We start from the raw sequence: 13,257 nt of genomic DNA on the forward strand, positions 1-13,257 counted from the left end.
ACCCGCGGCGCCAGCCGCCGACGCCGCTATGTGGAAAGAACCAGTATGTGGAAGCGCACTGTGGCTAGCCGGGGAAGGCGGGGTCGACCGGCCCTTTGAGTTGGAGTTCCCAGCCGTTTCCGACCCTTTGGAAGAGGCCCGCCGCGGACTGACCGTAGATTTCGTCCCCTCCGTTGCCGGCGCTCAGTCCGGTCAGCCCTGGCCAGGCCGGAAGCTGCTGCGGCTGCCCGGTGGACAGGGAAATCAGTTCGGGAACGACGTTGCCCGATAGCGATTCCTTCATGACCACGACGGTTGCGGAATTGACCCAGACCCCGTGGTCCACCCCGTTGGTGGCTTCGAGCGTAACCGGGGCGGTAAGGTCCTTGGGCGAGCCATCCGGGTTGCGGATGATGCCGGTGACCTGGACGGATGTCCTGCCGCGCAGCTCCGAGATGACCAGGGCGCGGGTGCCCTCCCGTGATACGCGGAATTCCTTCACGGAACGTCCGGCGAGCCATCGCGGTGCGAGGGAAACGGCGGGTACCGCTCCGCCCTTGGACACGGCGGAGGGTTTGAAGGCCACGACCTGCGTGCCGCCGTTTGCTCCCGGGCCCGCCGTCCAGACCCAGTCCTGAAGACTGAAGGACGGCCGGGTCAAAGTACTGCGGGTGGTCAGCGGACGGGGATCCTGGCCCGGCAACATCGAGTACAGGGTAGCGCCGGAGCCGTTGAGGAACGCCACGGCCTTCGACGCCGGCGATTCAGCGGGTGCTTGTGGTCCCAGCCCGGCAACCTGCTGCAGGTCCGGCAGCGGTGCCAGGCGGTTGTTTTCGTAACGGGCCAGTTCTCCGTTGCTCACCACGATCTGACGCGAAGGCACGCTCTTCTCCAGAACCGGTGGAAGCACGGCACCGGTATCCTCCACGCGGACCAGGTCCTGGTCCGCACGAAGCTGGACGCTGATCACATCCGGCTGGGTGCGGAAAGTCAGCAGGAGCTGGTTCTGCATGCGTTGCCGGTCTTCCGCGGAGGCCTCCACCAGCTCCTTCGCAGAAAGATCCACCTGGGCCGCTCCGGAAACGACCGGCACGGACTCGCGCACCAGGCGGATCCCCGAAGGGAAGGCGCTGACGACGGCTCCACGCAGGTACGGTGCCGGCCCGGCGAGCAGGGCGCTTGTCATGGCCTTGACGGTCTTCTTCTTGATGAACCACCTGAAGTCCGGCACCGCATAGTTGAATCCGGGGTCGTAGAAGTAGATCGGATACGCGCCGTAGATCACCCGGAAAGTCTGTTCCGGGATCGCGGTACCGTCCGGCACCTGGGAGATCCGCCATTCGCCGTCGACCTGTTCGACAGTCACCGGAATGCTTTCCAGGGTGCCTTCAGGGTAGTGCGTGGTAATGCCGTCGGCGTCAACGGCGTACGCGAGGTCCAGTTCGTACCGGTATTCGTTCTCGACGGCGGTGCGGACCACTTGCGCCTTGCGGTACACGAGGGTGCGCTTGTCCGATTTCCAACTGACCGAAAGGGACTGGGTCAGGTACTGCCGGGCGACCGCGTAATCGTCCGCGTACCCGCTGCCGGCGCCGTAGAAGTCCTCGATGACGGTTTCCGGACCGGCCCCGGGTTGCGGCGGCGGCGGGAAGAAGTCAGGCACGTTCAGGTTGCCGGCGCTTTCCTCCTTGCTCTTTCCGACCGGTCCGGAGCGCGGAATCTGGGCACAGGAACTGAGCACGAGCGCGACGGCCGCCAGGACGGCGAGCAACAACACCGGGATGCGGCGGAGACCCCTACGCACGGCCGGCCTCCCCCGCGCCGGGGGCACCGCCGTCGTCGGCCTGGCTGGAGGGGTACGACGGCTGCGCCGCGGCAGGGCGCGGCAGGGACTTCTCCTGCGTGTCAACAACCAGCACCTGGCGGTCCGGGGCGGTACCCGGGAGCCTGAGATCATGCGGCTCAAGGTGCAGCGGCGACTTCACGATGGTTCCGCCCTTCTTCAGCGGCAGGGTGAGGCGGAAGTTCGAGCCTGCGCCCTTCTGCCCCCAGGCCTGCAGCCAGCCGTTGTGGAGCTTGGTGTCTTCGGCGGCGATGGACAGGCCCAGGCCGCTGCCGCCGGTAGTCCGGGCACGCGCCGGGTCGGCCCGCCAGAAGCGGTCGAACACCCTGGCGGCCTCCGCTGGGGTCATGCCGATTCCGTGGTCCCGGACCGATACGGCCACGGCCTCGTGGTTCGCCGCCACCGTCACGTGCACCGGTTTGCCTTCGCCGTGCTCCACGGCGTTCAGGAGCAGGTTGCGGAGGATCCGGTCGATCCGCCGCGAGTCCATTTCGACGATGATGCTCTTGTTGCGGGACGTGAGCCGGACCTCGGAGCCGTATTCGGCAGCGACCGGGGCAGCACCTTCGATGACCTGTCCAATCAGCTGGAAAATATCCTGCGGTTCCGCCTCCAGGACGGCGGCGCCGGCGTCGAAGCGCGAGATCTCCAGCAGGTCCGAAAGCAAGGATTGGAACCGCTCCACCTGGTTGTAGAGGAGTTCGGCGGAGCGCCGGTTGACGGGATCGAAGTTGTCACGTGCGTCGAACAGGACCTCCGCTGCCATCCGGACGGTGGTGAGCGGGGTACGGAGTTCGTGGGAGACGTCCGAGACGAAACGCTGCTGCATCTGGGAGAGCGTGGCGAGCTGGGTGATCTGTTCCTGGAGGCTCGCCGCCATGTGGTTGAAGGACGCGCCGAGGCGGGCGACCTCGTCCTCGCCCTTGACCACCATGCGTTCCTGAAGCTGCCCCGCAGCCAGCTTTTCGGAGACGACGGCGGCATGGCTTACCGGGCTGACCACGTTCCGCGTAACGTACCAGGCGATGCCACCGATCATGATGATCAGAGCCGCCCCGCCCGCCCAGAGCACATTCTGGATCTGGTCCAGGGTCTGCTGGGCGTTTTCGAGGTCATAGAGCAGGTACAGCTCGTAGACGGTGCCGTTGAAGGTGACCTTGTTCCCGACGGCGATCCCCGGGTGGTCCTGGTTGCCCACCGGGAATTCGGTGGAGGCCCAGTACTGTTCCTTGCCCGACTCCTGCACGGCCTTGCGCAGTTCCGGCGGGATGACCCGTACGGTCAGCTGGTCGGAGGCCCGCGATTCAACCCAGCGGTTGCGCGGCTTGGTTTGTTCCGGGAGTGCCTCGAAGACGTAGCGGCGCTGGATCACCGAGCCGTTGCCTTCCACCGCGTTGAGGGTGTCGTAGACGAGGGTGATGACACTGGACTGGTCGTTGACCTGGGCACCGTCGAAGGTGTCCTGGACCTGCTTGACGTAGTAACGGCTCTCCGATTCGGCCTGGCTCAGCCGTTCCTGGAACAGGTTGTTGGCGATCTGGTTGGACAGGTAGGCACCGACCACCGCGAAGGAAATCACCGAGAGCAGGATGGTCATCATGACCGTCCTGAATTCGAGGGAGCGGCGCCAGCGCCGCAGCAGGGACTTCCAGAGGTAGCGCAACCCCGGCCGGAGATGCCGCAGGGCCGTCACCACCAGGCGTGATACCCGCAACTCGAGAATCAGGGCGCGGCGTGTCCAGATGCGGCCCAGGAGCAACACGCGCCGGACGTTGAGGGTCCGGCCGGTACCGCGATTGTCCGGTTCCTTGCCCGGCTGCTGTCCTGGAGGGACGGACCGGTCCTCCGGCATCGCGTCGGGCGGCGTGGTTCCGGAACCGGCCTTGCCGGAAGGTGACTCAGGATCCCGCTTTGTAACCGACACCACGGACCGTCAAAACAACTTCGGGCGCTTCGGGGTCGCGCTCGATCTTGGAGCGCAGCCGCTGGACATGGACGTTGACGAGCCTGGTGTCGGCAGCGTGCCGGTAACCCCAGACCTGCTCCAGGAGGAGCTCGCGGGTGAAGACCTGCCAAGGCTTGCGCGCCAATGCAACCAGGAGATCGAATTCCAGCGGGGTGAGCGAGATCCGCTCTCCGCCGCGGGTGACCATGTGGCCGGCGACGTCGATCGTGACGTCGGCGATCCGGAGGGTCTCGGGGGCCTTCTGCTCCCCGGGACGCAACCGGGCGCGGACCCTGGCCACGAGTTCGGCGGGCTTGAAAGGCTTGGGCACGTAGTCGTCGGCACCGGATTCCAGGCCGCGGACAACATCGGACGTGTCCGACTTGGCCGTCAGCATGACAATGGGGACATCCGATTCACCGCGGATCTGGCGGCAGACCTCGATGCCGTCGGAGCCGGGGAGCATGAGGTCGAGGAGCACGAGGTCCGGCTTCGAGGAGCGGAAAACGTCAAGCGCCTGGCCACCGTCTGCGCAGAAAACCGGATCGAAGCCGTCGTTGCGAAGCACGATGCCGATCATTTCGGCGAGTGCTTCGTCGTCGTCAACTACCAGGATGCGTGCCTTCATAGTTATATATTCCCCCATCGAATGGCCATTGTCCCGTTGACCCCCGATCACGGCATGGCGCCGGACGAGGCCGCGCCTGCCCCGAGGGCCCGGGGTACGGGCTATGAGCAGCGTCCGCGGAACTATAGGCTGGGCGGACACGGCACTTTTGGGGAGGAAAGCGTGTCAGAGCAGCCGGGACCCGGCGCCCAGCCGCCTTGGGGGCAACCCCAGCAGGGCGGCCAGCCGCAGAACCAACCGCAATGGGGCGCGCCCGGTCAGCCGGGACCCGGCGCCCAGCCGCCTTGGGCGCAACCCCAGTGGGGCGGCCAGCCGCAGTGGGGCGCGCCCGGTCAGTCGGGACCGTGGGGACAGCCTCAACCTTCGGGGTGGCCCCCCGCGCCGGGCAGCCCTTACGGCCAGCCACGGTACGTCGCGCCTCCCAAACCCGGGATCGTGCCCCTGCGTCCCCTGCTGTTCGGCGAAGTCCTGGACGGCGCCTTCCAGACAGTCCGCCGGAACCCTGCAGCCATGCTGGGCTCCTCGCTCCTGGGCCAGTGCCTGTCCCTCCTGCTCGCGGCCACATTGATCGCTGGCAGCATCGGCCTCCTCGCCCGCCTTGAACAGTTGGACAGGGGGCAGCTGGACAGCGATGCTGAGCTATCCGCGCTCCTCGGGCCGGTTCTCGGCCTGGCGGCTGGCGGGATGGGCGTCACACTGCTCTCCCTGGTCCTGTTGTCCATCCTCGGCGGGGTCATGGCCGTGCCGGTATCCCGCTCCTCACTGAACCGGAAGACCGGATTCAAGCAGATGTGGGTCCTCGTACGCCACCGCCTGCTTGCCCTCACCGGGCTGTCCTTCGTCCTGCTCCTGGTACCCGCCGTTCCCCTCGGCCTCCTGTTCGTCGTTGCTGTGGCCATCCTCGCCGGGACGGGTCCCGCCGGCTTCCTCGTCGTCTTTCCGATCGGGCTCGGCGCCGTGGCGGTGATCGTGTGGCTGTCCATCAAGCTGCTGGTGGCCCCGGCAGCCGTGGCCGTCGAGGAGCTGGGCGTCATCGAGTCCCTCCGCCGCTCCTGGTCACTGACTACCGCGAGCTGGTGGCGGATCTTCGGCATCGTACTGGTGGCCAGCCTGATTGTCGGGGTAATTGGCCAAGTGCTCCAGATCCCCATCAGCCTCGCGGTCGGCGGTATCAGTTCAGTAGTGACTCCGCACGCCGGCATCGAGCAGCAGACCAGCACGAGCACCCTGCTGACGGTGATCAGCATGGTGGTCAGCGGTCTGATTGGGGCGGTGGGCTTCGCCTTCCAGTCCGCTGTCTCCGCTTTGGTCTACCTCGATCTGCGGATGCGACGTGACGGCCTGGATGTGGAACTCCTGCGGATGATGGAATCCGGAAGCGACCCGGACGGGGTTCCGGGCCGCGGCCCCTCAACGCGCCGCCCGTTCCCTGGCGGCCGGCAGCCGGGATCGGGCACGGGATACCCACAGGGATGACAGTCCTTTCAGTGCTCGCGGGCTTCCTGCCCGCCGAAACCCCCGTCGATCCGGACCGCAACGAGGCCCGGCGCTGGGCGATCGAAGAACTCAGCAAACCGCAGTACGCCGAGGCGAAGCCAAGTTGGTTCGACAAGCTCGTGAACGACTTCCTGGAATGGCTGCGCTCCCTGAATTCCGAAGGTCCGGGCCTCGGCCAGGACTGGACCTGGCCGCTCGCCATCCTGCTCGCCCTCGCGCTCGTGGTCACGGCCGTCATCGTTGTCAGGCCGCGGCTCAACTCCGGGCGGAAGCGGTCCTCCGCCGCCGTCTTCGATGAGGAAACAACCCTCGACGCCGGGACCTTCCGTTCGCGGGCCGCCTCCGCCGCCGCGCTGGGTGACTGGAACACCGCCGTCGTCGAGCAGTTCCGTGCCATCGTGCGCTCGGCTGAGGACCGCACCGTCATCGATCCGCAAGCCGGCCGCACCGCCGACGAAGCGGCAGCACAGCTGGGACGCGCGTTCAGCAGGAGCCAGGCACAGCTGGACGAAGCAGCCCGGCTCTTCGACACGGTCAAATACGGGCACGCCGCGGCCGAGGCGGGACACTACGAGACCCTGCGTGTCCTGGACAGCCACCTGGCCACACTGAAACCGGACTACCAGGGCCGGCCCGGCCGGGGACTGGCGGTGCCGCGATGACGGCCCTCAGCCAACAGCACACGAAGGCCGGCACCCCGGGCTCGCCCGCAGGCTGGAAAGCCCGTCTTCGGCGGCACATGGTCTGGATCGTGATCGGGTGCGTCGTGGCCCTCACCCTGGGCTACCTGGTGATGTCCCGGCTGTCGTCGGGCCCGGATGAGAGGGCATTGTCGCCCCGCAACGCGGCCCCGGGCGGAGCCATGGCAACTGCCGAAATCCTCCGCGCACAAGGGGTGGACATCACCGAGCCCGGCTCCTTCGAACAAGCCGTGGCGATGTTGGAAGCCAAGGACGGTGCGGCGACGCTGCTGCTCTACGACCGGGACGGCTACCTCGGCGAGGAGCAACTCCGGGAACTCCGGGCCGCCTCGCACAGGGTCGTCGTGGTAAGTCCCGGCCGGCGGACCCTGCGGGGACTCGACGACGGACTCCGCAACGCAGGTGTTGTACCGCAAGGGCACGAGGTTACCGAGCCCGAATGCGGCCTGGATGATCCCCTCGCGGCCGGAGACATCTCCGCCGGCAACGGCCAGCTGTATGCCGGAAGCGGTGAAATTTGCTACCGCATAGGAGACGGCGGCCTGTACGCGGCCAGCGATGACGGCCGGGTGGTGGTGCTCGGCAGCGCTGCACTACTGAGCAACGATCTGCTCGACGAACGCGGAAACGCAGCGCTCGTCCTCCGCAGCCTGGGCGACTCCCCCGAGCTGCTCTGGTACCTGCCGGGCCTCGGCGATGTACCGCAGGACAGGAACCCGAGCACCCTGGATGAGCTGGCTCCGCCCTGGGTAGCGTTCCTCGGGCCGTGGCTCCTGGTCGTCGCACTCTTTGCAGTCCTGTGGCGCGGACGGCGGCTTGGACCGCTGGTGTTCGAACCCCTGCCGGTGGTGGTCAAAGCGGCCGAAACCGCCGAGGGCCGGGCCAGGCTCTACCAGGATGCCCGGGCAGTGGAACGGGCGGCAGCAAACCTTCGGGCCGGTACCTTGGTCCGGCTTTCGCGGGTGTTCGGGCTCGGTCCGGATGCCGGCGTCGACGCCTTGATGGACGCGATCTCCCGCAAAACGGGCCGCGCGCCCGCGCAGTTGCGGGAAATTCTTGATCACCGGCCGGATTCGCAGTCCGGCCTGGTGCGGTGGGCACAGACCTTGGAACAACTCGAGCAGGAGGCATCAGCCCGGTGAACGAAAACTTGAAGCAAAACACGCAATGGGACGGATACACCGGTACGGCTCCTTCCTACGATGCCGGCACAGGGGCACCGTCGCCGACTGCGCCGGCACCGGCAAAGCACCCGGTGGCGCCAGCGCCCGGCGACCCGGCCCGCCGGGCCCTCCTGGACGTCCGGCATGAGGTGGGCAAGGCCGTCGTCGGGCAGGATTCCACGGTGACCGGCATGCTGATCGCGCTGCTCTGCAGCGGCCATGTGCTGCTGGAGGGCGTGCCGGGCGTGGCAAAGACGCTGCTGGTCCGGGCTCTCTCCCAGGCCCTGAGCCTGGACACCAAACGGGTCCAGTTCACCCCCGACCTCATGCCCGGCGACGTCACGGGTTCACTGGTGTACGACTCCCACAGCTCCGAGTTCACTTTCCGGGAGGGGCCGGTCTTCACGAACATCCTGCTGGCAGACGAGATCAACCGGACGCCGCCGAAGACCCAGGCCTCACTGCTGGAGGCCATGGAGGAACGCCAGGTTTCGGCCGACGGCGTTTCCCGCCCCTTGCCTGTGCCGTTCATTGTCGCCGCCACGCAGAACCCTGTGGAATACGAGGGCACCTATCCGCTGCCCGAAGCGCAGCTGGACCGTTTCCTGCTCAAGCTCACCATGCCGTTGCCCGCCCGCGACGAGGAAATCGAGGTTGTCCGGCGGCACTCCCAAGGATTCGATCCGCGGAACCTTGCGGCCGCAGGAGTCACCGCTGTAGCCGGCAGCAGCGAGCTGGAAAGCGCTCGGGCGAAGGTTGCCGCTGTGCGGGTGGCGCCGGAAGTCCTGGGCTACATCGTGGACGTGGTACGGGCCACCAGGGCGGCACCGTCGTTTCAGCTGGGCGTCTCGCCGCGCGGCGCCACGGCGCTGCTCACCACGTCACGGGCGTGGGCGTGGCTCTCCGGCCGGGATTTCGTCACACCCGACGACGTCAAGGCACTCGCCCTGCCCTGCTTGCGCCACCGGGTGGCACTGCGCCCGGAAGCCCAGATGGACGGCGTGCACGTCGACGAGGTCCTCGGCAGTATCCTCGCCTCCGTTCCTGTGCCGCGCTGATGCCCGCCCACGTGTTGATCCGGGAGTCCTGAATGGCCATCACAGGAAGGCTCGTGCTGCTGGCGGCGGCCGCGCTTGTGCCGATGGTGCTATTCCCCGGCTGGGGAACAGCCTGGCTGCTGTTCTCCGGGCTGTTCTTGCTGGCCGTGCTTGACGCCATGCTGGCCGCATCCCCGCGCCAGCTGGTGTTGGAGCGCCTGCAGCCCGCGAACGTGACCCTGCATGCGGCGGCCGAGAGCCAGCTTCTGTTGACGAACAACAACGACCGCACGCTTCGGGCCATGGTCCGTGATGCCTGGCAGCCATCTGCCGGCGCGGTGGATCCGGTCCAGCCGATCACGGTTCCTGCCGGCGAACGGCGGCGCCTGACCGTACGGCTCGTTCCCCGCCGCCGTGGCGACCTGGCCGCCCCGCATGTGACGGTCCGTTCCTTCGGTCCGCTGGGACTGGCCGCCCGCCAGCGCACCCTGCCCGTGCCGGGCACCTTGCGTGTCCTGCCGCCCTTCCATTCGAAGCGGCACCTACCTTCCAAGCTGCGCAAGCTGCGGGAACTGGACGGCAAGGCCGCCGTGCAGATCCGCGGCGCGGGGACCGAGTTCGATTCGCTGCGCGACTATGTCCGCGGTGACGATGTCCGCTCGATTGACTGGCGCGCCACTGCCCGGCGCACCGCCGTCGTCGTCCGCACCTGGCGACCCGAACGGGACCGGCGCGTGGTGATCGTGCTGGACACCTCACGCACCGCCGCGGCACGAATCGATGACGAGCCGCGCCTGGACACCGGGATCGAAGCGGCACTGCTGCTGGCGGTGCTCGCTGAACGCGGCGGCGACAGGGTGGACTTCCTGGCCTTCGACCGCAGGGTCCGGGGCCGCGTGGATTCGGCGTCAAAGGGGACGCTCCTGGGGCGTTTGGTCCAGGCCATGGCGCCGCTGGAGGCTGAGCTGATCGAGATGGACTGGGGCCAGGTCCCGGCCCAGGTGCGGGCAGTGTCAGCGCACCGTTCCCTCGTGGTGCTCCTGACTTCCTTGGACAGTGGCGTGCCCGAAGAGAACCTCATCCCGACCGTGGCGCAGCTGGCGCTTCAGCACGTAGTGGTGGTCGCCGCTGTTCGGGACCCGCTGCTGGGTGCGATGGCAGCGGAACGGACGACGGCGAGCCAGGTCTTCCGTGCAGCCGCTGCGGAACGCGCGCTGCTGGACCGGGCGGCGGTTGCCGCACAATTGAAGCAGCTGGGAGCCGAAGTGGTTGACGCCGAGCCGCTGGACCTTCCGCCGAAGCTCGCGGATACGTACATCCGGCTGAAAGCTGCGGGCAGGCTGTGACGGCGGACCACCGCCGCTCCGGCACGGAAGGAGAAAGCACCGTGGACACATCCCTCGAACGCACCCCGATTTACGAGCGGGCGCTGGGCAGCAGCTTCCGCCGGCTGCAGCCGGAGTTGCAGGAGTACTTCGCCTTGGCTCCAGGTTCGGGCTCCTACGGGATCGGCGAGGGCGTGTTCGAACTGGTGGGGTGCCGCCAGCGCTGGCTGCGGCCGCTGCTGGCGCTGGCATCCGCGGAGGAGGCGCTGTTCCCCGAGTACGGCGAGATGGTGCCGTTCCGGATCGAGAACCACGCCCACCTCGACCCGTTCGGCCGTTCCAGCCTGACCGCCCGGCGCGAGATCTTCTTCCCCGGCCGCACCCGGCTCTTCCACGGCACCACCTCGGCCGTCGAGGAGGAGGGCGGCACGCGGCTGGTCGATTACCTCGGAAAATACCGGCGGCTGGCCACGGATCTTCGGCTCGGCGTGACGCCAGAGGGCAGGCTCCGGGGAATCTCCGGGGCCACACGGGCGTTCCTGGGGCCGCTCCGGCTCGGCCTGCCAGCATCGTTGGACGCCAATGCCTACGCCGAACAGTGGTGGGACGCCGGGGCAGGCAAGCACCGGATCCAGGTGAAAGTGCTGCAAAAGCACGTCGGCCTCGTACTCGTCTACGCGGGATACTTCGACTACCGGCTGGCCCCGTTGCTGCCGCAGCCCGCGGCCGTGAACGGGACCGCTGTCGGGCTCCCGCGTTACGCGGAGCCGGACCGCTGGGAGTCCCGCGTATAGGGTTGTTCTCCCTAACCGAGTGCGAGCTGGTTGAGCCCGTCCGTCAGCCGGGTCAGCCGGCCGAGGATCTCCTTCGCCCCCACCGGGCTGTGCCCGGCCAGGCCGTGGGAAGGGGTCACACGCAGTGTAGCCAGGGACGACGCCGGCAGGCCCAGCTGGCGCCAGGGCCGCCAGACGGCTTCGACCAGCTCCGCCGTGCGCGGAAGGGCCGCGCCCGGTTCGCCCGCAGGCAGGGCGCCGGCCCACACGCGTTTGCCGGACTCTACCGCGCCGGCCAACTGCTCCCACTGCCGCGTGGTCAGGGCCTTGAGCGGGACAGCGACGCCGTCGGCCCCGGAGGCGAGGATCTGGGCGAAGGGGGCTTCGATTTCAGGCACGGCGATCACCGTCTCCGCGACCCCCGCCGCCTGCAGTGCACCGACCACCCGGCGCCAAGCGGCGGTGGCTTCATCCTGCGGGATCGAACGCAGCGTGCGGTAACCGCTTGCCGTCGGGATGGTGCCGGCAAGGATGGCGGCGATGTCCGGCTCGTCCAACTGGACCACGACGCCGGCGCCGGGAACCGCTGCCCTGATACGGGCGATGTAGTCGGCGACGCCGGCGGCCAGGGAGTCGGTGATGTCGCGGCGTGCGCCGAAGTCGAGCAGGGCGCGTTCGCCGTTGTGCAGGTAAAGGCCGGCGGCCAGGCTGAGCGGTCCCCTGAGCTGGATCTTCACCGCTTCCGCGGAAGCGTCTTCGGCACCGGCGACATCGGCCAGCACGTTGATGTCGGTGGCAAGGGCGGACTGCGCGCGCTGCTGGTCCTTGCCCGGGCGGTCCACAAGGCGCCAGCCGTGCGGCTGCACGTCCACCGCAAGCTCAACAAGCAGTGCCGCGGTCCGGCCCAGGGAGTCGGATCCGACGCCCCGGTCCGGGAGTTCGGCAAGGAAGGGCAGATGCGGGCTGCCGAGTTCCCCGCGGATGGTGCGGGTGGCTTCCAGTGGATCGTCGCCGGGCCAGGGCCCCAGGGCGGTGGCCGTTACCTGGCCTGATGCGAGTCCAGCCAGGGAGTGTTCCTGCACGATTCAGTCCCGGCTGCCCTGGTGGCCTTCGGCAATTGCCTCGTGATGGCGGATCACTTCGGAGATGATGAAGTTCAGGAACTTCTCGGCGAAGGCCGGATCCAGGTGCGCTTCCTCGGCCAGGCGCCGAAGCCTGGAAATCTGGGCGGCCTCCCGCCCCGGGTCGCCCGCGGGCAGCTTGTGGGTTGCCTTGAGGACGCCCACCTTCTGTGTTGCCTTGAAGCGCTCAGCCAGGAGGAAGACGAGGGTGGCGTCGATGTTGTCGATGCTGGAGCGGATGGACAGCAGCTCATCCATGACCGAGCGGTCCACCTGGCCGGCCAGCGAGCTGGCGGCGGGATCGAAGGATTCGGTGGTCTCGGAGACGTCTTCGGATCGGGCGTCTTCGGAAAGTAAAGGCTTCGGCTCGGTCATTGCACCAGTCTATGGCGCTCGGCTGCTTCTCCACGGATTCGGCGCCTGAGCGCCTCATCCATGGAGCCTCTGCAGTCTCCCTTATTAAGCCCTCCGCCTTGCCGGTGCTACTCCTGCCGGGGAAACGCTGTTCGGGGAAGCCCTGCGGGGAGCAGAATGGGGCAAAAGGAGAACCCCATGAAAATCGCAGTCCTTGGAACAGGAACGGTGGGCCACGCCTTGGCCGGAAGGCTGGTGGAGCTGGGCCATGAGGTGATGATGGGGTCCCGCGAGGCGGGAAATCCGAAGGGCACGGACTGGGCCGCCTCCGCGGGGCCGAACGCCTTTTCGGGATCCTTTGGCCAGGCTGCGGCCATGGCGGAGCTGGTCATCAACGCCACCCCGGGAGCGGTGTCCCTGGCAGCGCTCAGCGAGGCCGGCGCGGCCAACCTCGACGGCAAGGTGCTGCTGGACGTCTCCAATCCTTTGGACCATGCTGCGGGTTTTCCGCCGTCTCTTTCAGTCTGCAACACCGACAGTATTGCCGAGACCATCCAGCGCACCTTCCCGCGGAGCCGCGTGGTCAAATCCCTGAACACCGTGGGCGCACCGGTGATGGTGGATCCGCGGCGCCTGGCCTACGGAGAACATGACATGTTCCTGGCCGGCAACGATCCCGAGGCCAAGCGCGTGGTGGAAGGGCTCCTGCGCGACTTCGGCTGGCAGCCCGGCCGGATCCGCGACCTCGGCGGTCTGGACGCGGCCCGGGGAATGGAGATGTGGCTCCCCTTGTGGCTGCGGATCTTCATGAAGCAGCCGCAGGGCAAGCCGTTCAATCTGGCGATCGTTTCGGAAGACTGACGACGACGGCGGCATGGTCGGCATGCAGTG

Annotated in this window: 12 protein-coding genes; 7 read left to right on the plus strand and 5 right to left on the minus strand. The window is 67.8% G+C overall.

The genetic code is table 11. The features are described from left to right. Positions 1-64: 64 nt before the first annotated feature. Genes ACZ9CK_RS11680 through mtrA form a run of 3 tightly spaced genes read right to left on the minus strand, consistent with a single transcriptional unit; the run spans position 65 to position 4,395 of the window. Positions 65-1,783: an LpqB family beta-propeller domain-containing protein gene (locus tag ACZ9CK_RS11680; RefSeq protein ID WP_476050027.1), complete on the minus strand. Its 1,719-nt coding sequence runs from the start codon at positions 1,781-1,783 to the stop codon at positions 65-67. Continuing rightward, positions 1,776-3,749 (minus strand): MtrAB system histidine kinase MtrB, encoded by a 1,974-nt coding sequence (mtrB, locus tag ACZ9CK_RS11685; protein WP_476050028.1) that lies wholly within the window; start codon positions 3,747-3,749, stop codon positions 1,776-1,778. Before mtrB ends, ACZ9CK_RS11680 begins: the two co-directional genes overlap by 8 nt. After that, entirely contained in the window at positions 3,721-4,395 is a 675-nt protein-coding gene (gene mtrA, locus ACZ9CK_RS11690) for an MtrAB system response regulator MtrA (RefSeq protein ID WP_074588185.1), read from the minus strand. Before mtrA ends, mtrB begins: the two co-directional genes overlap by 29 nt. Positions 4,396-4,830: 435 nt before the next feature. On the opposite strand from mtrA, the gene ACZ9CK_RS11695 reads away from it, so the two are divergent. The 6 genes from ACZ9CK_RS11695 (at position 4,831) to ACZ9CK_RS11720 (ending at position 10,912) form a co-directional block, all read left to right on the plus strand. Further along, the gene (locus ACZ9CK_RS11695) at positions 4,831-5,871 is read left to right on the plus strand and encodes a DUF7847 domain-containing protein (protein ID WP_476050029.1); all 1,041 of its coding nucleotides are present in this window, start codon (positions 4,831-4,833) and stop codon (positions 5,869-5,871) included. Then, complete coding sequence (locus ACZ9CK_RS11700) at positions 5,868-6,554, plus strand: DUF4129 domain-containing protein (protein ID WP_426298635.1); 687 nt, start codon at positions 5,868-5,870, stop codon at positions 6,552-6,554. Before ACZ9CK_RS11695 ends, ACZ9CK_RS11700 begins: the two co-directional genes overlap by 4 nt. Then, a complete protein-coding gene (locus tag ACZ9CK_RS11705) occupies positions 6,551-7,735 on the plus strand; it encodes a DUF4350 domain-containing protein (RefSeq protein WP_476050030.1) in 1,185 nt (394 codons plus the stop codon). Before ACZ9CK_RS11700 ends, ACZ9CK_RS11705 begins: the two co-directional genes overlap by 4 nt. 113 nt (positions 7,736-7,848) lie before the next feature. Then, positions 7,849-8,814: an AAA family ATPase gene (locus tag ACZ9CK_RS11710; RefSeq protein ID WP_426303476.1), complete on the plus strand. Its 966-nt coding sequence runs from the start codon at positions 7,849-7,851 to the stop codon at positions 8,812-8,814. Between the two features lie 32 nt (positions 8,815-8,846). Then, positions 8,847-10,139: a DUF58 domain-containing protein gene (locus ACZ9CK_RS11715; RefSeq protein ID WP_426298639.1), complete on the plus strand. Its 1,293-nt coding sequence runs from the start codon at positions 8,847-8,849 to the stop codon at positions 10,137-10,139. A gap of 41 nt (positions 10,140-10,180) precedes the next feature. Next, positions 10,181-10,912, plus strand: coding sequence for a DUF4166 domain-containing protein (locus ACZ9CK_RS11720; RefSeq protein WP_426298641.1), 732 nt, complete (start codon positions 10,181-10,183; stop codon positions 10,910-10,912). An 11-nt stretch (positions 10,913-10,923) separates the two neighbouring features. Here ACZ9CK_RS11720 and ACZ9CK_RS11725 read toward each other — a convergent pair whose 3' ends face one another. Both ACZ9CK_RS11725 and ACZ9CK_RS11730 read right to left on the minus strand, forming a co-directional pair. Further along, positions 10,924-11,973 carry a uroporphyrinogen decarboxylase/cobalamine-independent methonine synthase family protein gene (locus tag ACZ9CK_RS11725; RefSeq protein WP_476050031.1) on the minus strand — a complete coding sequence of 350 codons (1,050 nt, stop codon included), beginning with the start codon at positions 11,971-11,973 and terminating at the stop codon, positions 10,924-10,926. Positions 11,974-11,976: 3 nt separating this feature from the next. Beyond that, positions 11,977-12,387, minus strand: coding sequence for a chorismate mutase (locus ACZ9CK_RS11730; protein WP_426298646.1), 411 nt, complete (start codon positions 12,385-12,387; stop codon positions 11,977-11,979). A gap of 177 nt (positions 12,388-12,564) precedes the next feature. On the opposite strand from ACZ9CK_RS11730, the gene ACZ9CK_RS11735 reads away from it, so the two are divergent. Continuing rightward, the gene (locus ACZ9CK_RS11735; RefSeq protein ID WP_476050032.1) at positions 12,565-13,227 is read left to right on the plus strand and encodes an NADPH-dependent F420 reductase; all 663 of its coding nucleotides are present in this window, start codon (positions 12,565-12,567) and stop codon (positions 13,225-13,227) included. The last annotated feature ends 30 nt before the right edge of the window (positions 13,228-13,257 follow it).

It is taken from the genome of Arthrobacter sp. TE26545 (assembly GCF_056279005.1).